This is a genomic window from Escherichia sp. WS3063, assembly GCF_046486595.1.
Lineage (GTDB): Bacteria > Pseudomonadota > Gammaproteobacteria > Enterobacterales > Enterobacteriaceae > Escherichia > Escherichia coli.
Genome location: NZ_JBJQKY010000015.1, coordinates 52,991 through 71,816, shown reverse-complemented (window position 1 = coordinate 71,816; position 18,826 = coordinate 52,991). Strand labels below are relative to the sequence as shown.

17 protein-coding genes, 1 other RNA gene and 1 other annotated feature are annotated in these 18,826 nt (G+C 51.3%); of the genes, 8 read left to right on the top strand and 10 right to left on the bottom strand.

Annotated features, from left to right (window positions below):
* The first annotated feature begins 148 nt into the window (after nucleotides 1-148).
* On the top strand, nucleotides 149-721 hold the full coding sequence (locus ACJHYW_RS15475; protein ID WP_000779831.1) for a YbaY family lipoprotein: 573 nt from the start codon (nucleotides 149-151) through the stop codon (nucleotides 719-721).
* Between the two features lie 30 nt (nucleotides 722-751).
* Here the strand turns inward: ACJHYW_RS15475 and ACJHYW_RS15470 are convergent, their stop codons facing one another.
* Entirely contained in the window at nucleotides 752-1,063 is a 312-nt protein-coding gene (locus ACJHYW_RS15470) for an MGMT family protein (RefSeq protein WP_000409911.1), read from the bottom strand.
* Nucleotides 1,064-1,225: 162 nt separating this feature from the next.
* Here ACJHYW_RS15470 and ffs point away from each other — a divergent pair.
* Nucleotides 1,226-1,322, top strand: an RNA gene (gene ffs, locus ACJHYW_RS15465) — signal recognition particle sRNA small type.
* Between the two features lie 119 nt (nucleotides 1,323-1,441).
* Nucleotides 1,442-1,795: a DUF1428 domain-containing protein gene (locus ACJHYW_RS15460; protein WP_000878140.1), complete on the top strand. Its 354-nt coding sequence runs from the start codon at nucleotides 1,442-1,444 to the stop codon at nucleotides 1,793-1,795.
* A gap of 41 nt (nucleotides 1,796-1,836) precedes the next feature.
* On the opposite strand, the gene pdeB is transcribed toward ACJHYW_RS15460, so the two are convergent.
* The 7 genes from pdeB to acrA all read right to left on the bottom strand — a co-directional run bounded on the left by pdeB (nucleotide 1,837) and on the right by acrA (nucleotide 10,389).
* The gene (pdeB, locus tag ACJHYW_RS15455) at nucleotides 1,837-3,387 is read right to left on the bottom strand and encodes a cyclic-guanylate-specific phosphodiesterase PdeB (RefSeq protein WP_001361689.1); all 1,551 of its coding nucleotides are present in this window, start codon (nucleotides 3,385-3,387) and stop codon (nucleotides 1,837-1,839) included.
* Between the two features lie 163 nt (nucleotides 3,388-3,550).
* Nucleotides 3,551-4,021 carry a YlaC family protein gene (locus ACJHYW_RS15450; protein WP_000136192.1) on the bottom strand — a complete coding sequence of 157 codons (471 nt, stop codon included), beginning with the start codon at nucleotides 4,019-4,021 and terminating at the stop codon, nucleotides 3,551-3,553.
* Nucleotides 4,022-4,136: 115 nt separating this feature from the next.
* Nucleotides 4,137-4,688, bottom strand: coding sequence for a maltose O-acetyltransferase (gene maa, locus ACJHYW_RS15445; RefSeq protein ID WP_000102574.1), 552 nt, complete (start codon nucleotides 4,686-4,688; stop codon nucleotides 4,137-4,139).
* Nucleotides 4,689-4,859: 171 nt separating this feature from the next.
* Nucleotides 4,860-5,078: an HHA domain-containing protein gene (locus ACJHYW_RS15440; protein ID WP_001291435.1), complete on the bottom strand. Its 219-nt coding sequence runs from the start codon at nucleotides 5,076-5,078 to the stop codon at nucleotides 4,860-4,862.
* 25 nt (nucleotides 5,079-5,103) lie between these two features.
* Nucleotides 5,104-5,478 carry an Hha toxicity modulator TomB gene (tomB, locus tag ACJHYW_RS15435; RefSeq protein WP_000344800.1) on the bottom strand — a complete coding sequence of 125 codons (375 nt, stop codon included), beginning with the start codon at nucleotides 5,476-5,478 and terminating at the stop codon, nucleotides 5,104-5,106.
* Nucleotides 5,479-6,023: 545 nt separating this feature from the next.
* The gene (acrB, locus tag ACJHYW_RS15430) at nucleotides 6,024-9,173 is read right to left on the bottom strand and encodes an efflux RND transporter permease AcrB (protein ID WP_001132469.1); all 3,150 of its coding nucleotides are present in this window, start codon (nucleotides 9,171-9,173) and stop codon (nucleotides 6,024-6,026) included.
* A 22-nt stretch (nucleotides 9,174-9,195) separates the two neighbouring features.
* Nucleotides 9,196-10,389 carry a multidrug efflux RND transporter periplasmic adaptor subunit AcrA gene (gene acrA, locus ACJHYW_RS15425; protein WP_001295833.1) on the bottom strand — a complete coding sequence of 398 codons (1,194 nt, stop codon included), beginning with the start codon at nucleotides 10,387-10,389 and terminating at the stop codon, nucleotides 9,196-9,198.
* A gap of 141 nt (nucleotides 10,390-10,530) precedes the next feature.
* Here acrA and acrR point away from each other — a divergent pair, with 141 nt between their 5' ends.
* Nucleotides 10,531-11,178 carry a multidrug efflux transporter transcriptional repressor AcrR gene (acrR, locus tag ACJHYW_RS15420; protein WP_000101737.1) on the top strand — a complete coding sequence of 216 codons (648 nt, stop codon included), beginning with the start codon at nucleotides 10,531-10,533 and terminating at the stop codon, nucleotides 11,176-11,178.
* Between the two features lie 127 nt (nucleotides 11,179-11,305).
* Nucleotides 11,306-14,668: a mechanosensitive channel MscK gene (mscK, locus tag ACJHYW_RS15415; RefSeq protein ID WP_000177750.1), complete on the top strand. Its 3,363-nt coding sequence runs from the start codon at nucleotides 11,306-11,308 to the stop codon at nucleotides 14,666-14,668.
* 211 nt (nucleotides 14,669-14,879) lie between these two features.
* Here the strand turns inward: mscK and rsmS are convergent, their stop codons facing one another.
* Both rsmS and priC read right to left on the bottom strand, forming a co-directional pair.
* Nucleotides 14,880-15,041, bottom strand: coding sequence for a pleiotropic regulatory protein RsmS (rsmS, locus tag ACJHYW_RS15410; RefSeq protein WP_000051146.1), 162 nt, complete (start codon nucleotides 15,039-15,041; stop codon nucleotides 14,880-14,882).
* A gap of 13 nt (nucleotides 15,042-15,054) precedes the next feature.
* Nucleotides 15,055-15,582 carry a primosomal replication protein N'' gene (gene priC, locus ACJHYW_RS15405; RefSeq protein ID WP_000844848.1) on the bottom strand — a complete coding sequence of 176 codons (528 nt, stop codon included), beginning with the start codon at nucleotides 15,580-15,582 and terminating at the stop codon, nucleotides 15,055-15,057.
* A gap of 69 nt (nucleotides 15,583-15,651) precedes the next feature.
* Between priC and ACJHYW_RS15400 the strand changes: the two genes are divergently transcribed.
* From ACJHYW_RS15400 to dnaX, 3 genes are all read left to right on the top strand, one after another.
* A complete protein-coding gene (locus tag ACJHYW_RS15400; RefSeq protein ID WP_001188905.1) occupies nucleotides 15,652-16,029 on the top strand; it encodes a DUF454 family protein in 378 nt (125 codons plus the stop codon).
* Nucleotides 16,030-16,181: 152 nt separating this feature from the next.
* On the top strand, nucleotides 16,182-16,733 hold the full coding sequence (gene apt, locus ACJHYW_RS15395; protein WP_000127356.1) for an adenine phosphoribosyltransferase: 552 nt from the start codon (nucleotides 16,182-16,184) through the stop codon (nucleotides 16,731-16,733).
* A 128-nt stretch (nucleotides 16,734-16,861) separates the two neighbouring features.
* Nucleotides 16,862-18,793, top strand: coding sequence for a DNA polymerase III subunit gamma/tau (gene dnaX, locus ACJHYW_RS15390; protein ID WP_000122008.1), 1,932 nt, complete (start codon nucleotides 16,862-16,864; stop codon nucleotides 18,791-18,793).
* Nucleotides 18,126-18,190: a sequence feature (DnaX frameshifting element), on the top strand. (Overlaps the previous gene by 65 nt.)
* Nucleotides 18,794-18,826 lie beyond the last annotated feature (33 nt).

The window sequence follows — 18,826 nt, the reverse complement described above, 5'->3', positions numbered from 1 at the left end:
GTCCGATGGGTGCAATAGTCTGAATTACGGGCTAATTACAGGCAGAAATGCGTGATGTGTGCCACACTTGTTGACGTTACTATTTTGTTAACCACTCTTCCGGCGAGGAAAGTTAGCCCGCTGGTGCATTGATAATAAGGAGAAGTGAATGAAACTCGTGCACATGGCCAGTGGTTTAGCGGTTGCGATTGCGTTGGCGGCTTGCGCAGATAAAAGCGCGGATATTCAGACGCCAGCACCGGCTGCAAATACGTCTATTTCAGCAACACAACAACCTGCTATCCAGCAACCGAATGTCTCCGGTACCGTTTGGATCCGTCAGAAAGTCGCACTGCCGCCTGATGCCGTGCTGACCGTGACACTTTCTGACGCGTCTTTAGCCGATGCGCCGTCGAAAGTGCTGGCGCAGAAAGCGGTGCGTACCGAAGGTAAACAGTCACCATTCAGCTTTGTTCTGCCATTTAACCCGGCAGATGTTCAGCCGAATGCGCGTATTCTGTTGAGTGCGGCGATTACCGTGAATGACAAACTGGTATTTATTACCGATACCGTTCAGCCGGTGATCAACCAGGGCGGAACTAAAGCCGACCTGACATTGGTGCCGGTGCAGCAAACCGCCGTGCCGGTTCAGGCCAGCGGTGGCGCAACGACTACCGTACCTTCGACTTCACCAACTCAGGTGAATCCGTCTTCGGCAGTTCCAGCTCCTACGCAATATTAAGCGCAGTTAACCCTCTCCGCCCGGAGAGGGTTAGTAGTTCCAGCGATAACGCTGCAAGTCGATTTGCCCGCTTCCCGATACCATCACACCTTCTGCCAGTAATGCCTGTCGTTGACGCTGTAAATCCGGTCCGGTTAGCGAAATTGTGCCGTGGCGATTAACCACCCGGTGCCAGGGCAAGGTGCTGCCTTCAGGGAGACGCTTTAACACACCGCCCACCTGGCGCGCGGCGCGGGGCGATCCTGCCAGTTTCGCCACATCACCGTAAGTGGTGACATAGCCTTCGGGAATAGCGGCGACGATTTGCCAGACGCGTTGGGGAAATGAATCTTCTTTTTCCATCTTTTCTTCCTGAGGTAATTTTTCAGCATAATCTGGAAAAACGCCCGAGTGAAGTCGCATTGCGCAAGAAACCAGCATCCGGCACGCAATGGGTTGCAATTAGCCGGGGCAGCAGTGATAATGCGCCTGCGCGTTGGTTCTCAACGCTCTCAATGGGGGCTCTGTTGGTTCTCCCGCAACGCTACTCTGTTTACCAGGTCAGGTCCGGAAGGAAGCAGCCAAGGCAGATGACGCGTGTGCCGGGATGTAGCTGGCAGGGCCCCCACCCATTTCTACCTCCCACCGTTTCGTCAAAAAATCCCAACATGGCTAAACTTTAACCACAACTGACGTCGCAAGAATTGTCTGGCTGCGCAGTACGCTTCGGAGGTATGTCTGATGAAGTATGTTGATGGTTTTGTGGTTGCCGTTCCTGCCGATAAAAAGGATGCCTATCGGGAAATGGCCGCTAAGGCCGCGCCATTGTTTAAAGAGTTTGGCGCGCTTCGTATTGTCGAATGCTGGGCCAGCGATGTACCGGATGGCAAAGTGACCGATTTTCGTATGGCGGTAAAAGCTGAAGAGAATGAAGAGGTTGTCTTTAGCTGGATTGAATACCCTTCAAAAGAGGTCCGCGACGCTGCTAATCAAAAGATGATGTCGGACCCACGGATGAAAGAGTTCGGCGAGTCCATGCCGTTTGATGGTAAGCGAATGATCTATGGCGGATTCGAGTCAATCATCGACGAATAGGTAGCGTGACGGGCTGTGCGGCGTGCCGTCAGCCCAAAAATTCACAAATGTTGCTCGGCCCAGCGTAAGAAATCCTCTTTCGGTAATGCCTTGCTGTAGAGCCAGCCCTGGCCGTAGTGCACGCCATGCTGGCGTAGCCACTCTTCTTGTTTACTGGTTTCGATTCCCTCCGCTACCATTTTCAGTTTCAGTGTTTTTGCCATTTCGATGATATGTGGCGTGACATTTTTATATTCCAGCGCATCAACGAAAGATTTATCGATCTTCAGAATGTCGACATCCAGATCCTGTAAATAGCTTAAACTTGAATACCCCGTACCAAAATCATCGAGATAAATTTCATGGCCCGCCTCCCGGTAGCGAGAAATTATCGGGGCGCTGGTTTTCGGATCGGCAAACTCGCGTTCAGTGAGTTCAAGCGCGATCTGTCTGGGATTAACCTGATAGTGATTGATCATTTCACGCAGCAATTGCGGGATTTTTTCCGAGGTGAGCACGGTGGATTCAAGATTGATCGAAATATGCTGCTGAGGATGCTGACGCAGCCAGTCGCCCATATCTTCAAAGACGCTTCTTATAATCAGTAGCGTCAATGGCTCAGAAAGGCCCGTTTGCTGTGCCAGCGGAATAAAACTATCTGGTGACAACCAACTACCGTCTGTCTGCGGCCAGCGCGCCAGTGCCTCAGCACCGACAATTTTGCCATTGGCTAAGGAGACAATCGGCTGATAGTGCACGCAAATATCACGATTTTCGATAGCATCCTGCAGCCGATGATGCGGTGACTGGATACGGCGCAAAATACGCAGCACAAACATCGCTGCCAGCAGGCCAATCACCAACCCGAGCGGTAACCAAATAAAGACTTGCCGATGCCAGCCTTTCTGCAACATTTTCGTTGAAGCCCAGGTGATGATCGAAATATTCATCTCCGGTAAGGGCAGGATATCGTAAATGATTCCATTATTTTCGATATGCTCACCGGGTGTTTTTTGTAGTCTGGTAATAATTCCCTGAGCAATTTCATCGCTGCTGGTTATCACAACGTTATGGGCATTGCCAATAATGGCGGCATCAATTTGCCATGAGCTATAGGGAATGACATCAATAAAGGAAGCGGGGTCGATCATGACGACATAATGTGCCGTTCCCATGGCGACCATGTAACGGATAATGCCTAAATCGTTATGCGATGTTAACCAGACACGATAACCATCTTTCGAAATTTTACCTGGCTCGGGGAAGGCATCGGGTGGGCTTTCATGCTCCAGAGACGAACACAGGGGAACGTTGTTATCGATATAAACCACTTCCTGAATATAGCGATAACTGTAAGATACCCGACGCATTTCCATGAGATGGGCTTCGCTACAGGCAGCGCCTTGCCATCTTTCCAGCTCTTGCAGCGCATCTTTCCCTTGTGTCGCCACCTTATTGGCCCGAATAGCGACGCGGGAGGAATAGGTATTCAGCTCTTCAATAAATGATGTTTCTACCTGCTGATGGGCCAGCCAGATGCTTAAGCCGACAGGCAGCAATACTGAAAGAATCAGTACTCCCGAAATAAGGCCGACCAGATGTCGTGTTCTCACCAGCATATCCTTATTAACACAGTGTAGGGAAAGTATATCTGATTGTGGAAAAAGGCTGGCAGGAGATAAGGAGGTAGAGCCGGGATTTCATGAAGGGATGGGTGGAAACGAACGTTGTCATTTGACCAGGCGCAGAGCTTTACGCCTGGTATGTAACCCTAACTTAAGATGTTGATTCGGCGCGAGCGAGGGTAAAAATATCGTAAAAAGACAGTTCACCTTTACGGACGATCATTTTTTGCAGTTGTTCTTTATGAACATCCGCGACACGCGGAGAGTTCAAGATGGCTTCAACCAGCGCGGCAGGTACAAAGCGCGTGTTGTACCATTCGCCGTTATAGCAAACGCGGAAATCCAGCACGTCGATATCTTCATAGCGGTAGCGTGGGTAGACATCGAAAAAGAAGAAACCATTAAGCAGGATAAATAATACAACCAGTAGCCAGACAGAGCCTGAAAGCGTTTCGGACTGCAACATCACCGCCAGGGTGGCAAAAAAAGCAACATACATACCGATAAACAGCCCCGGATGTTTACGGATAAAACTGATACTAAAGCGGGGTTTGTTGTCGCGTTTTTCGCGGGTATTCAGAGACTCAATCGTTTCGGTCAGCAGGCGTTGTATTTCGGTCATCGTTTGCCTTCGTGGTATCTGCAACTTTCCAGGGAACACCCTATTTTAACGTGGGAATAGTAGAGGGAAAGTAACAGATTTGCCACGATTTTGCATAACAGTTGCGAAAAACAGGTTACAATTTTTTAATGATTCTGGCTGGATTACCGCCCACGACAACGTTGTCCGGGACATCTTTTGTGACAACTGCACCTGAGGCTACCACGACGTTATCACCAATGGTCACACCAGGGTTAATGATCGCGCGTCCGCCAATCCAGACGTTATTACCGATGGTGACGGGTTTCCCCAGTTCAGCACCGCTATTACGTGCTACAGGGTCGATGGGATGTGTTGCCGTGTAGATATGAACGCCTGGTGCCAACATACAGTTATCACCGATGCGAATAGGGCAGACATCAAGCATCACGCAATCGAAGTTGGCGAAAAAATTATTGCCGAGAAAAATGTTATAGCCATAGTCACAGCGAAACGTTGGCTCAATATAAGCCTCTGTCACCTGACCGAATAATTCAGCGAGAATTTGCTGGCGTAATGTGTGCTCTTCCGCCAGGGAATGATTGTATCGGTGAATAAGCTGACGAGCGCGCAGGCGATCGCGAGATAACGTCTCATCTGCCGAGCGATACAACTCACCAGCAATCATCTTTTCTTTTTCTGTGCTCATTACTGACCTCCGGTTGCTGAAAATGCGGCAACACAGTAAGACGAAAAGTCAGTGAAGAGAACGTTCCCATTACGTCTGTGTGATGAAGATCACATAGGGTATGCCTTCATGGCGATAAAGTATAAAATTCTTAATAAACAGCTGGTTATAGCTCCGAAAGCGAATTATTTATTAGCGAATAAATTTCCATACTGAGGAAGGGATCTTGTCGTACAGTTTATTCATAGTCAATTCGGCGAGGCGGTGATCTGCGGCTGAGTAAAATACCGCCAGTTCATTATCTGATAATTCGTATTTATTTTTCTCGATAACACGCTCCAGCGTGTCAATTGTCTGGCAACGACGTAAACGCATTAAATAATCGGTTTTCGTTAAAGGTTTTTCGGACATACTTCTACCCATGGTTGTAATAATTCTAACAAGATAAACTCGCAGGATTCTCTTTCGTCGCATTGACAAAACAACGGAATAGTCGATTACCTGACTTCCGCCATTTCTGAAGATCCTGCATATTAATACCATAACTGCTGAACAACATAAAGGTGTCATCCAGATATTCGTCGATCTGCTCAATGAGCTTATTGTCTTCATTATACTTAATTTTGTAATTAAGTGCGAAGGTCGCAATATGCTCAATCAGTTCATTCAACTGGAGGTTGATCGCCGAGGTTGGGTCGTTAACCCAGCCATGATTGCTTTCTTCAAGGTTTGCAAGACAGTCATGATACAGGGTTTCACAGAGAAACTTAAGCTGTGCGATATCATGTCTTTTGGGTGAGTATTCATCCATAACGCGTCCCCTTCTTAGCGGTTGAACTAACGGACACCTTTCGGGATGGAAAAAACTTACTGACCTGGACTTGCCCTCTCGTTTGTTAGCTTAACTATAAGCCACTCTTTGCAGGTTTTCATCGCATTATTACGAAAAATTACAATTAGGAAGGAAGCGGGACAGGACTTACTTTTTCATACTAGCACTAACCCGCAGCAGGTAAAAGCAGTTTGCTCGAACTGTTCATAACATTTCAGGATTATCGCCAGATGAAATTGGTAACACTAATACCAGGATTGCTCTGAATATGACGTAATAACCGAGGAATGAATAAAGAATTACCGCAAATAATTAAGAATAGCCTCTAAATGATTATGGATTATTAAATCTATTAGCGCTACTTAATATAAATTAACTAACAATCAGTATTTTTTATGAATTTTATACGTGTTTAATACTGGTTTTCGTATGAGATCCTGAGTTGGTGGTTCAATGACTCCTTAATGTTCGTAGGTTATGCATAAAAAAGGCCGCTTGCGCGGCCTTAGTGATTACACGTTGTATCAATGATGATCGACAGTATGGCTGTGCTCGATATCTTCATTCTTGCGGCTAAAGCGGCGGCGAACCACCACAAAGAATACCGGAACGAAGAAGATTGCCAGTACCGTTGCGGTCACCATCCCGCCCATTACACCGGTACCTACTGCGTTCTGCGCGCCGGAACCAGCACCAGTACTGATAACCAGCGGCATAACGCCGAGGATAAACGCCAGCGAGGTCATCAGGATTGGGCGTAAACGCATCCGCACCGCATCAAGCGTCGCTTCAATCAGACCTTTACCTTCTTTATCCATCAAGTCTTTGGCGAATTCGACGATAAGTATCGCGTTCTTCGCCGACAACCCAATGGTTGTGAGCAGGCCTACCTGGAAGTAAACGTCATTGGTCAGGCCACGGAAGGTGGCAGCCAGCAACGCACCGATAACCCCCAGCGGAACGACCAGCATAACGGAGAACGGAATCGACCAGCTCTCGTACAGCGCCGCCAGACACAGGAACACGACAATCAACGAAATCGCGTACAGTGAAGGTGCCTGGTTGCCGGAGAGACGTTCCTGATAGGACATCCCCGTCCAGTCATAGCCAACACCGGTAGGCAGTTTGCTCGCCAGTTGTTCCATCAGCTCCATTGCTTCACCGGTACTTTTACCCGGTGCCGCCTGGCCTAAGATTTCCATGGATGGCAGGCCGTTGTAACGTTCCAGACGCGGCGAACCGTACTCCCAACGAGAAGAGGAGAACGCCGAGAACGGCACCATCTGACCATCAGCAGCACGAACATACCAGTCGCCGATATCATCCGGCAGCATACGGTATTTCGCTTCTGACATGACGTAAACTTTCTTCACACGACCGCGGTCGATAAAGTCGTTCACATAGCTACCGCCCCATGCAGCGCCCAGAGTGGTGTTAATGTCGTTGATAGAAACACCCAGCGCCTGCGCTTTTTCCTGGTCGATATCAATCTTAAACTGCGGGGTATCTTCCAGACCGTTTGGACGTACGCTGGTCAACATATCAGGGTGCTTCGCTGCTTCTGCAAGCAGCTGGTTACGCGCCTGAGTCAGTTTTTCGTGACCAAGGCCAGCCTGGTCAATCAGCTCAAAGTCAAAGCCGGTTGCGGTACCCAGTTCCACGATTGCGGGCAGGTTAAAGGCGAAAACCATCGCATCTTTGATTTGCGAGAAAGCACGTGTTGCACGCATGGTAATCGCTTCAACTTTGTTTTCTTCGCCCGGACGATCGGCCCAGTCCTTCAAGGAAACGAACGCAATACCGGTATTCTGACCACGTCCCGCAAAGCCGAAGCCGTTAACGGCGAACACCGACTCAACGTTGTTCTTTTCTTTGGTCAGATAGTAATGCGTTACCTCATTGAGCACTTTCTGCGTACGTTCCTGCGTTGCACCTGCTGGCAGCTGAACCATGGTCATAAATACGCCCTGGTCTTCATCTGGCAAGAAGGAGCTTGGCAGACGCACGAACAGATAGGCCATGCCGACCACGATGATCAGATACAGCACCAGGTAACGCCCTGTACTGCGCAGAATACCGCCTACGCTGTCGGTGTAGTGGTGCGTGCTCTTTTCGAACATGCGGTTAAACCAGCCGAAGAAGCCTTTTTTACCTTCCCCGTGATCGCCTTTGGCAATCGGTTTCAGCATGGTGGCACAAAGAGCCGGAGTCAGGATCAACGCCACCAGTACTGACAGCGCCATTGCTGAAACAATGGTAATAGAGAACTGACGATAAATAGCACCGGTAGAACCGCCAAAGAAGGCCATCGGTACGAATACCGCCGACAGTACCATCGCGATACCGACCAGAGCGCCCTGAATCTGCCCCATCGACTTACGGGTAGCTTCTTTTGGCGGCAAACCTTCTTCCGCCATAACACGCTCAACGTTTTCTACCACAACGATGGCGTCATCCACCAACAGGCCGATGGCGAGCACCATCCCGAACATTGTTAGCGTGTTTATCGAGAAGCCAAAGGCGGCAAGGACGGCAAAGGTCCCCAGCAATACCACCGGTACGGCAATGGTCGGAATCAACGTCGCGCGGAAGTTCTGCAGGAACAGATACATAACCAGGAACACGAGGATGATCGCTTCGACCAGCGTTTTAACCACTTCGTGAATAGAGATTTTCACGAACGGCGTGGTGTCGTACGGGTAAACAATTTTCAGACCCGACGGGAAGAACGGTTCCATCTTCGCCAGTTCAGCACGGATTGCCGCAGCGGTATCCAGCGCGTTTGCACCGGTCGCCAGCTTGATCCCCAGACCGGAAGCCGGTTGGCCGTTAAACTCTGCGATGATGTCGTAGTTCTCACCACCCAGCTCAATTTTCGCCACATCACGCAGCAGCACGCGGGAACCATCCTGATTCACTTTCAGCAGGATTTTGCCGAACTCTTCAGTAGAGGTCAGACGCGTCTGAGCAATAATAGAGGCGTTAAGCTGTTGGCCTTTCACCGGCGGCGTACCACCGAGCTGACCAGCTGCAACCTGGGCGTTCTGTGCTTTGATGGCGGTAATGACATCAACCGGCGTTAGCTGGAATTTGTTCAGTTCATTCGGGTTCATCCAGATACGCATCGCGTACTGTGAACCGAACAACTGAACGTCACCCACGCCCGACGTACGGCTGATGGCATCTTTCATATTCGCCGCCACGTAGTCGGAGATATCCTCCTGCGTCATGGTGCCATCGGTGTTGATAACGCCGACAACCATCAGGAAGCTGCTGGATGATTTCTCAACGCTCACCCCTTGCTGCTGAACTTCTTGCGGCAGCAACGGCATCGCCAGCTGCAGTTTGTTCTGCACCTGAACCTGCGCGATATCCGCATCAGTACCAGACTCAAAGGTCAGGGTGATCTGCACGGTACCCGTGGAGTCACTGTTAGAGGACATGTACATCAGGTTATCGATACCGTTCATATTCTGTTCGATAACCTGTGTCACCGTGTCCTGCACTGTTTTCGCATCAGCGCCAGGGTAGGAGGCGGAGATCGTTACTGCCGGCGGTGCAATCGTAGGATATTGCGCCACCGGCAGTTTGAGGATCGCCAGCCCCCCTGCCAACATGATGATAATGGCGATCACCCACGCAAAAATCGGGCGATCGATAAAGAAATTAGGCATGTCTTAACGGCTCCTGTTTAAGTTAAGACTTGGACTGTTCAGGCTGAGCACCGCTTGCGGCTTGCTGGTTATTATCAGCGGTAACTTCTTGTGCTTTTACCTGGACACCAGGACGCACTTTCTGCAGCCCACTTATTACTACGCGATCGCCTGCTTTCAGACCTTCTGTCACCAGCCACTTATCGCCGATAGCCTGGCTTGCAACGATCGGACGGGTTTCCACTTTGTCATCCGCGCCAACCACCAGTACGGTGGCATCGCCACGCGGCGTACGGGTTACGCCCTGTTGCGGGACTAAAATAGCGTTTGGATTAAGCCCTTCTTCCAGACGTGCACGTACGAACATACCCGGCAGCAGAGTGTGATCCGGGTTCGGGAAGATAGCGCGTAGGGTGATAGACCCGGTGGTCTGATCAACGGTAACGTCAGAGAATTCCAGCGTACCGTCCTGCGGGAACTTAATGCCGTCACTGGTGATCAGCGACACTTTGGCTTTGCCGTTCTCTTGTTTCAGCGTGCCATTTGCCAGTTCCTGTTTCAGGCGCAGGAAGTCGTTGCTGGACTGGGTCACATCAACGTAGATCGGATCAAGTTGCTGCACGGTTGCCAGCGCAGTCGCCTGACCGTTCTGTACCAATGCGCCTTCTGTCACGTTCGACTTACCAATGCGACCGCTAATCGGAGAGGTGACTTTGGTGTAAGCCAGATTGATCCGCGCAGTTTCAACGGCAGCTTTCGCCGCAGTGACCGCAGCATTCGCCTGTTGCGCATCAGCCAGAGCCTGATCGTACTCTTGCTTACTGATGTACTGAGTACCGAGCAATTTCTGATAACGATTCACCGTCAATTGCGCGATATTGGCTGCAGCCTGGGCTTTCGCCAGATCACCTTTCGCACTGTCGTATGCCGCCTGATAGGTCGCAGGATCAATCTGATAGAGAGAGACACCTGCTTCGATGTCGCTACCTTCTTTGAAATTACGCTTCAGGATAATCCCGCTAACTTGAGGACGAACTTCTGCGATCCGGTAGGCACTGGTGCGACCCGGAAGCTCGGTTGTGATCTGCAGAGGTTCAGTTTTGACTGTTACTACGCCAACGGCGGGCATCTGCTGGCCACCTTGTTGGGCCTGTTTGTCGTCACATCCTGTTAGGGCTAAGCTGCCTGAGAGCATCAGAACGACCGCCAGAGGCGTAAACCCTCTGTTTTTGTTCATATGTAAACCTCGAGTGTCCGATTTCAAATTGGTCAATGGTCAAAAGTTAATAAACCCATTGCTGCGTTTATATTATCGTCGTGCTATGGTACATACATTCACAAATGTATGTAAATCTAACGCCTGTAAATTCACGAACATATGGCACGAAAAACCAAACAAGAAGCGCAAGAAACGCGCCAACACATCCTCGATGTGGCTCTACGTCTTTTCTCACAGCAGGGGGTATCATCCACCTCGCTGGGTGAGATTGCAAAAGCAGCTGGCGTTACGCGCGGTGCAATCTACTGGCATTTTAAAGACAAGTCGGATTTGTTCAGTGAGATCTGGGAACTGTCAGAATCCAATATTGGTGAACTAGAGCTTGAGTATCAGGCAAAATTCCCTGGCGATCCACTCTCAGTATTAAGAGAGATATTAATTCATGTTCTTGAATCCACGGTGACAGAAGAACGGCGTCGATTATTGATGGAGATTATATTCCACAAATGCGAATTTGTCGGAGAAATGGCTGTTGTGCAACAGGCACAACGTAATCTCTGTCTGGAAAGTTATGACCGTATAGAACAAACGTTAAAACATTGTATTGAAGCGAAAATGTTGCCTGCGGATTTAATGACGCGTCGCGCAGCAATTATTATGCGCGGCTATATTTCCGGCCTGATGGAAAACTGGCTCTTTGCCCCGCAATCTTTTGATCTTAAAAAAGAAGCCCGCGATTACGTCGCCATCTTACTGGAGATGTATCTCCTGTGCCCCACGCTTCGTAATCCTGCCACTAACGAATAACCCTGAATCTAACTCCAGGATTTTTCCTGGACATTTTCGTCGTTGCTATTCTGGTTCACTGCGTCGTGATATTCTTGCGGTTTGACTTTTTCAGGTCGTTCTTCAGGTTCAGAAACCTTCATTCATCATGACTATGTTCCAGTATTACAAACGATCACGGCATTTTGTTTTTTCAGCATTTATTGCTTTTGTTTTTGTCTTGTTATGCCAGAACACGGCGTTTGCGCGGGCGTCATCGAATGGTGATCTGCCGACAAAAGCGGACCTGCAGGCACAACTTGACTCACTGAATAAACAAAAAGATCTTTCTGCTCAGGACAAACTGGTGCAGCAGGATCTGACAGATACATTAGCCACCCTCGATAAAATCGATCGCGTAAAAGAAGAGACAGTTCAGCTACGGCAAAAAGTCGCTGAAGCGCCGGAAAAAATGCGCCAGGCGACCGCGGCGTTAACAGCACTTAGCGATGTCGATAACGACGAAGAAACGCGCAAAATTCTGAGCACGCTTTCGTTGCGCCAGCTGGAAACTCGCGTTGCCCAGGCGCTGGACGATTTGCAAAACGCACAAAACGATCTGGCGTCTTATAACAGCCAGCTGGTTTCGTTACAGACGCAGCCCGAACGTGTGCAAAATGCGATGTATAACGCTTCGCAGCAGCTGCAACAAATTCGCAGTCGTCTGGACGGGACTGATGTCGGCGAGACTGCCTTACGTCCCAGCCAGAAAGTGTTAATGCAGGCTCAGCAGGCTTTGCTGAATGCCGAGATTGACCAGCAGCGTAAAAGCCTGGAAGGGAACACCGTCTTGCAGGATACCTTGCAAAAGCAACGGGATTACGTGACGGCGAACAGCGCCCGTCTGGAGCACCAGTTGCAGCTGTTGCAAGAAGCAGTAAACAGCAAGCGTCTGACTTTAACCGAAAAAACGGCGCAGGAAGCCGTCTCCCCGGATGAAGCCGCGCGTATTCAGGCTAATCCGCTGGTGAAGCAGGAGCTGGAAATAAACCAGCAGTTGAGTCAGCGTTTGATTACCGCTACCGAAAACGGTAATCAGCTGATGCAGCAAAACATCAAAGTTAAAAACTGGCTTGAGCGGGCGCTGCAATCGGAACGTAATATCAAAGAGCAGATTTCTGTCCTGAAAGGCAGCCTGCTGTTGTCTCGTATCCTTTACCAGCAACAACAAACGCTGCCCTCGGCGGATGAACTGGAAAACATGACCAACCGTATCGCGGATTTGCGTCTCGAACAGTTTGAAGTCAACCAGCAGCGTGACGCACTCTTCCAGAGCGATGCATTCGTTAACAAGCTGGAGGAAGGTCATGCCAACGAAGTTAACAGCGAAGTTCACGATGCGTTATTGCAAGTAGTTGATATGCGTCGCGAATTGCTGGATCAGCTTAACAAACAGTTGGGTAACCAATTGATGATGGCCATTAACCTGCAAATCAACCAGCAGCAGTTAATGAGTGTGTCGAAAAACCTGAAATCCATCCTGACTCAGCAAATCTTTTGGGTGAACAGTAACCGTCCAATGGACTGGGACTGGATCAAAGCGTTCCCGCAAAGCCTGAGAGATGAATTTAAGTCGATGAAAATCACGGTGAACTGGGAAAAAGCCTGGCCTGCCGTTTTTATCGCTTTCCTCGCTGGTTTGCCGCTGCTGTTGATTGCCGGGCTGATCCACTGGCGTCTGGGCTGGCTGAAAGCGTATCAACAAAAACTGGCTTCCGCTGTGGGTTCCCTGCGTAACGACAGCCAGCTCAACACACCAAAAGCGATCCTTATCGACCTGATCCGTGCGCTGCCGGTGTGCCTGATTATTCTCGCGGTTGGCCTGATTCTGTTGACCATGCAGCTCAACATCAGCGAACTGCTATGGTCGTTCAGCAAAAAACTGGCGATTTTCTGGCTGGTGTTTGGCCTGTGCTGGAAGGTACTGGAGAAAAACGGCGTTGCCGTGCGTCACTTCGGCATGCCGGAACAGCAGACCAGCCACTGGCGTCGGCAAATTGTCCGCATCAGTCTCGCGTTGCTGCCTATCCATTTCTGGTCTGTGGTGGCAGAACTTTCCCCGCTGCATCTGATGGATGATGTGCTGGGGCAGGCGATGATTTTCTTCAACTTGCTGCTGATTGCCTTCCTGGTGTGGCCGATGTGCCGCGAAAGCTGGCGTGATAAAGAGTCGCACACCATGCGACTGGTCACCATTACCGTACTGTCGATTATCCCGATTGCGTTGATGGTGCTGACCGCCACGGGTTATTTCTACACCACGCTGCGCCTCTCCGGGCGTTGGATTGAAACCGTTTATTTGGTGATCATCTGGAACCTGCTGTACCAGACGGTATTGCGCGGCTTAAGCGTAGCGGCGCGGCGTATCGCCTGGCGTCGTGCGCTGGCGCGTCGGCAGAATCTGGTGAAAGAGGGCGCAGAAGGTGCCGAACCGCCGGAAGAACCCACCATTGCACTGGAACAGGTTAACCAGCAGACGCTGCGTATTACCATGTTGCTGATGTTTGCGCTGTTCGGTGTCATGTTCTGGGCAATTTGGTCCGATTTGATCACCGTGTTCAGCTATCTCGACAGCATCACGCTCTGGCATTACAACGGCACTGAAGCTGGCGCTGCGGTGGTGAAAAACGTCACCATGGGCAGTCTGTTGTTTGCGATTATCGCCTCAATGGTGGCCTGGGCGTTGATTCGCAACCTGCCTGGTTTACTGGAAGTGCTGGTGCTCTCGCGACTGAATATGCGTCAGGGCGCGTCGTATGCCATTACTACCATCCTTAACTACATCATTATTGCCGTTGGTGCGATGACGGTGTTCGGATCGCTGGGCGTCTCGTGGGATAAACTCCAGTGGCTGGCGGCAGCATTATCCGTAGGTCTTGGTTTTGGCTTACAGGAGATCTTCGGTAACTTTGTCTCTGGTTTGATCATCCTGTTCGAACGTCCGGTGCGTATTGGTGATACGGTAACCATTGGTAGCTTCTCGGGGACGGTAAGTAAGATCCGTATTCGTGCGACAACGATTACCGATTTCGATCGCAAAGAAGTGATCATCCCGAACAAAGCGTTTGTTACCGAGCGTCTGATCAACTGGTCGTTGACTGACACTACTACGCGTCTGGTGATCCGTCTCGGCGTGGCCTATGGCTCCGATCTGGAAAAAGTGCGTAAAGTGTTACTGAAGGCGGCGACTGAGCACCCAAGGGTGATGCACGAACCAATGCCGGAAGTCTTCTTTACGGCATTTGGTGCCAGCACGTTGGATCATGAGCTGCGTCTGTATGTGCGTGAACTGCGTGACCGTAGTCGTACTGTCGATGAGCTGAACCGTACTATCGATCAGCTGTGCCGTGAAAACGACATCAACATTGCCTTTAACCAGCTTGAAGTGCATCTGCACAACGAGAAGGGCGATGAGGTGACGGAAGTCAAACGCGACTACAAAGGCGATGACCCGACGCCAGCGGTAGGGTAATAACCAAAGGGGGCGACATTTAGTTGCCCCGAGATTACTGACAAAGTGCGCGTTGTTCATGCCGGATGCGGCGTGACCGCCTTATCCGGCCTACGAAACCGCAAGAATTCAATGTATTGCAGGAGCGGTGTAGGCCTGATAAGCGTAGCGCATCAGGCAGTTTTGCGTTTGCCCACAATCTTAGGGGACATTTAGCGGCCCCATTTATTTCTCACTTTTCCGCCTCATCATCGCGCGTTAATTTCTTTTCATAATCGCGTTTTACAATATCCAGCGCGCGCAGCACGGTGCGGGCTGGGATCTGATTTTCTTCCAGCAGCACAATCAAATCGACAGCCAGTTTGACATCGTCAGGGGCATTTTCCAGTGACATACTCTCTCCATTGCTAGCGGGTTAAGCGCGCTAGCCTGTTTTCGATTTTTTCCAGCGCATGGCGGCAGCGTGCCAGGCGCGCTTCATAGGCTTCCACTTCACGATGCAGCGTTTGCTGTTCCACGAGATCGGTCACCCGCGCCAGGCGGGCTCTGCGTTCGGCAACCATCTCACGTAGCCGCCGCTCAAAATCCTGATGCTGAATACGTTTACGCTGCCAGCGGGCAATTTTCGGTGGCGCACTGTCCCACTCGCGCAATGACCAGGCGGAGGCTTCACGCGCGATGGCTTCCAGTTGTGCCGCCAGATGTTCCGCCAGCCAGGCCACTTGCGGCAGCTGTTGCTGCTCAACTGCATGACGAAGCGCAGCCAGATTATCGCCCGCCTCATCGAGACAAGCCTGCAGTGTTGTCGCACGGGTTTGAAAAAGGTGTCTGTCAAAACGGGCACTTAGCGTGGCAAATTGCGCTACCGGGGCACAACGCTGACGCAGCGTAGCGAGCTGTCCTTCCAGTTTTTCCAGCAGCAGGGCGGTTTTCACGATAAGACCTCAATGAAAATGATAATTGTTATGCTAAAGTAGCCACTCTGTAAGCTGACAACACTCAATATGCAACGAATCATTTTAATCATCATTGGCTGGCTGGCGGTAGTGCTGGGTACGCTGGGCGTGGTATTACCGGTATTACCGACGACGCCGTTTATCCTGCTGGCGGCCTGGTGCTTTGCCCGTTCTTCCCCGCGCTTTCACGCCTGGTTGCTGTACCGCTCATGGTTTGGCAGCTATCTACGTTTCTGGCAGAAACATCATGCGATGCCGCGCGGCGTCAAACCGCGGGCGATTTTGCTTATTTTGCTCACGTTTGCCATTTCTCTGTGGTTCGTCCAGATGCCATGGGTGCGCATCATGTTGCTGGTAATTCTCGCCTGTTTGCTTTTCTATATGTGGCGAATTCCGGTGATTGATGAAAAGCAAGAAAAGCACTGAAGCACAACATTCGCAGTTGCAATTATTGCGTACAGCCAGTACATTCTGGCGTTTTCGAGCACAGGCGCAGGCGGTCAAAGGTTAAACAACTGTTACTTTTGATACGTTTAAAACGCGCCGTGAGTACCACCGTAACAAGCAGGCATACACTTATGACCGCGACTGCACAGCAGCTTGAGTATCTCAAAAATAGCATCAAAAGCATTCAGGACTACCCAAAACCCGGCATTCTTTTCCGCGATGTCACCAGCTTACTGGAAGACCCGAAAGCTTACGCTCTCAGCATCGACTTGCTGGTTGAGCGTTACAAAAATGCGGGCATTACCAAAGTTGTCGGCACCGAAGCGCGTGGCTTCTTGTTTGGCGCTCCGGTAGCTCTGGGTCTGGGCGTTGGCTTTGTACCGGTCCGTAAACCGGGCAAACTGCCGCGTGAAACCATCAGTGAAACTTACGACCTGGAATACGGCACCGATCAGCTGGAGATCCACGTTGATGCCATCAAACCGGGCGACAAAGTTCTGGTGGTGGACGATCTGCTGGCAACCGGCGGCACTATCGAAGCGACCGTTAAACTGATCCGTCGTCTGGGTGGTGAAGTGGCTGACGCTGCGTTCATTATCAACCTGTTCGATCTCGGCGGCGAACAGCGTCTCGAAAAACAGGGCATTACCAGCTACAGCCTTGTCCCGTTCCCGGGCCATTAATTATCGCCAGTCTTGTGCTGCCCACGCTACGGACAGCACAAGATGTGCATTCAGCCTCGCCGTTCTGACGGGGCTGTGTTAGCATTACCCCTTCGTGAATCCACCTTCCAGCGTTTCAGAGCCTGCCAATGAGTTATCAGGTCTTAGCCCGAAAATGGCGCCCACAAACCTTTGCTGACGTCGTCGGCCAGGAACATGTGCTGACCGCACTGGCGAACGGCTTGTCGTTAGGGCGTATTCATCATGCTTATCTTTTTTCCGGTACCCGTGGCGTCGGAAAAACCTCTATCGCCCGACTGCTGGCGAAGGGGCTAAACTGCGAAACCGGCATTACCGCGACGCCGTGCGGCGTGTGCGATAACTGTCGTGAAATCGAGCAGGGGCGCTTTGTCGATCTGATTGAAATCGACGCCGCCTCGCGCACCAAAGTTGAAGATACCCGCGACCTGCTGGATAACGTCCAGTACGCTCCGGCGCGTGGTCGTTTCAAAGTTTATCTGATCGACGAAGTGCATATGCTGTCGCGCCACAGCTTTAACGCACTGTTAAAAACCCTTGAAGAGCCGCCGGAGCACGTTAAGTTTCTGCTGGCGACGACCGATCCACAGAAATTGCCGGTGACGATTTTGTCGCGCTGTTTGCAATTTCATCTCAAGGCGCTGGATGTCGAGCAAATTCGCCATCAACTTGAGCACATCCTCAACGAAGAACATATCGCTCACGAGCCGCGGGCGTTGCAATTGCTGGCGCGCGCCGCTGAAGGCAGCCTGCGAGATGCCTTAAGTCTGACCGACCAGGCGATTGCCAGCGGTGACGGCCAGGTTTCAACCCAGGCAGTCAGTGCGATGCTGGGTACGCTTGACGACGATCAGGCGCTGTCGCTGGTTGAAGCGATGGTCGAGGCCAACGGCGAGCGCGTAATGGCGCTGATTAATGAAGCCGCTGCCCGTGGTATCGAGTGGGAAGCGTTGCTGGTGGAAATGCTCGGCCTGTTGCATCGTATTGCGATGGTACAACTTTCGCCTGCTGCACTTGGCAACGACATGGCCGCCATTGAGCTGCGGATGCGTGAACTGGCGCGCACCATACCGCCGACGGATATTCAGCTTTACTATCAGACGCTGTTGATTGGTCGCAAAGAATTACCGTATGCGCCGGACCGCCGCATGGGCGTTGAGATGACGCTGCTGCGCGCGCTGGCGTTCCATCCACGTATGCCTCTGCCTGAGCCAGAAGTGCCACGCCAGTCCTTTGCGCCCGTCGCGCCAACGGCAGTAATGACGCCAACCCAGGTGCCGCCGCAACCGCAATCAGCGCCGCAGCAGGCACCGACTGTACCGCTCCCGGAAACCACCAGCCAGGTGCTGGCGGCGCGCCAGCAGTTGCAGCGCGTGCAGGGAGCAACCAAAGCAAAAAAGAGTGAACCGGCAGCCGCTACCCGCGCGCGGCCGGTGAATAACGCTGCGCTGGAAAGACTGGCTTCGGTCACCGATCGCGTTCAGGCGCGTCCGGTGCCATCGGCGCTGGAAAAAGCGCCAGCCAAAAAAGAAGCGTATCGCTGGAAGGCTACCACTCCAGTGATGCAGCAAAAAGAAGTGGTCGCCACGCCGAAGGCGCTGAAAAAAGCGCTGGAACATGAAAAAACGCCGGAACTGGCGGCGAAGCTGGCGGCAGAAGCCATTGAGCGCGACGCGTGGGCGGCACAGGTGAGTCAACTTTCGCTACCAAAACTGGTCGAACAGGTGGCCTTAAATGCCTGGAAAGAGGAGAGCGACAACGCAGTATGTCTGCATTTGCGCTCCTCTCAGCGGCATTTGAACAACCGCGGTGCACAGCAAAAACTGGCTGAAGCGTTGAGCACGTTAAAAGGTTCAACGGTTGAACTGACTATCGTTGAAGATGATAATCCCGCGGTGCGTACGCCGCTGGAGTGGCGTCAGGCGATATACGAAGAAAAACTTGCGCAGGCGCGCGAGTCCATTATTGCGGATAATAATATTCAGACCCTGCGTCGGTTCTTCGATGCGGAGCTGGATGAAGAAAGTATCCGCCCCATTTGATCGTAAGCACAGCTTACGTTCGTCATCCTTAAC

What these genes read in the sequence shown, in the direction of transcription:
- ACJHYW_RS15475 (WP_000779831.1), top strand. Translation starts at nt 149, where the DNA reads ATGAAACTCGTGCACATGGCCAGTGGTTTAGCGGTTGCGATTGCGTTG.
- ACJHYW_RS15470 (WP_000409911.1), bottom strand. Translation starts at nt 1,063, where the DNA reads ATGGAAAAAGAAGATTCATTTCCCCAACGCGTCTGGCAAATCGTCGCC.
- ACJHYW_RS15460 (WP_000878140.1), top strand. Translation starts at nt 1,442, where the DNA reads ATGAAGTATGTTGATGGTTTTGTGGTTGCCGTTCCTGCCGATAAAAAG.
- ACJHYW_RS15450 (WP_000136192.1), bottom strand. Translation starts at nt 4,021, where the DNA reads ATGACCGAAATACAACGCCTGCTGACCGAAACGATTGAGTCTCTGAAT.
- maa (WP_000102574.1), bottom strand. Translation starts at nt 4,688, where the DNA reads ATGAGCACAGAAAAAGAAAAGATGATTGCTGGTGAGTTGTATCGCTCG.
- ACJHYW_RS15440 (WP_001291435.1), bottom strand. Translation starts at nt 5,078, where the DNA reads ATGTCCGAAAAACCTTTAACGAAAACCGATTATTTAATGCGTTTACGT.
- tomB (WP_000344800.1), bottom strand. Translation starts at nt 5,478, where the DNA reads ATGGATGAATACTCACCCAAAAGACATGATATCGCACAGCTTAAGTTT.
- acrB (WP_001132469.1), bottom strand. Translation starts at nt 9,173, where the DNA reads ATGCCTAATTTCTTTATCGATCGCCCGATTTTTGCGTGGGTGATCGCC.
- acrA (WP_001295833.1), bottom strand. Translation starts at nt 10,389, where the DNA reads ATGAACAAAAACAGAGGGTTTACGCCTCTGGCGGTCGTTCTGATGCTC.
- acrR (WP_000101737.1), top strand. Translation starts at nt 10,531, where the DNA reads ATGGCACGAAAAACCAAACAAGAAGCGCAAGAAACGCGCCAACACATC.
- mscK (WP_000177750.1), top strand. Translation starts at nt 11,306, where the DNA reads ATGACTATGTTCCAGTATTACAAACGATCACGGCATTTTGTTTTTTCA.
- rsmS (WP_000051146.1), bottom strand. Translation starts at nt 15,041, where the DNA reads ATGTCACTGGAAAATGCCCCTGACGATGTCAAACTGGCTGTCGATTTG.
- ACJHYW_RS15400 (WP_001188905.1), top strand. Translation starts at nt 15,652, where the DNA reads ATGCAACGAATCATTTTAATCATCATTGGCTGGCTGGCGGTAGTGCTG.
- apt (WP_000127356.1), top strand. Translation starts at nt 16,182, where the DNA reads ATGACCGCGACTGCACAGCAGCTTGAGTATCTCAAAAATAGCATCAAA.
- dnaX (WP_000122008.1), top strand. Translation starts at nt 16,862, where the DNA reads ATGAGTTATCAGGTCTTAGCCCGAAAATGGCGCCCACAAACCTTTGCT.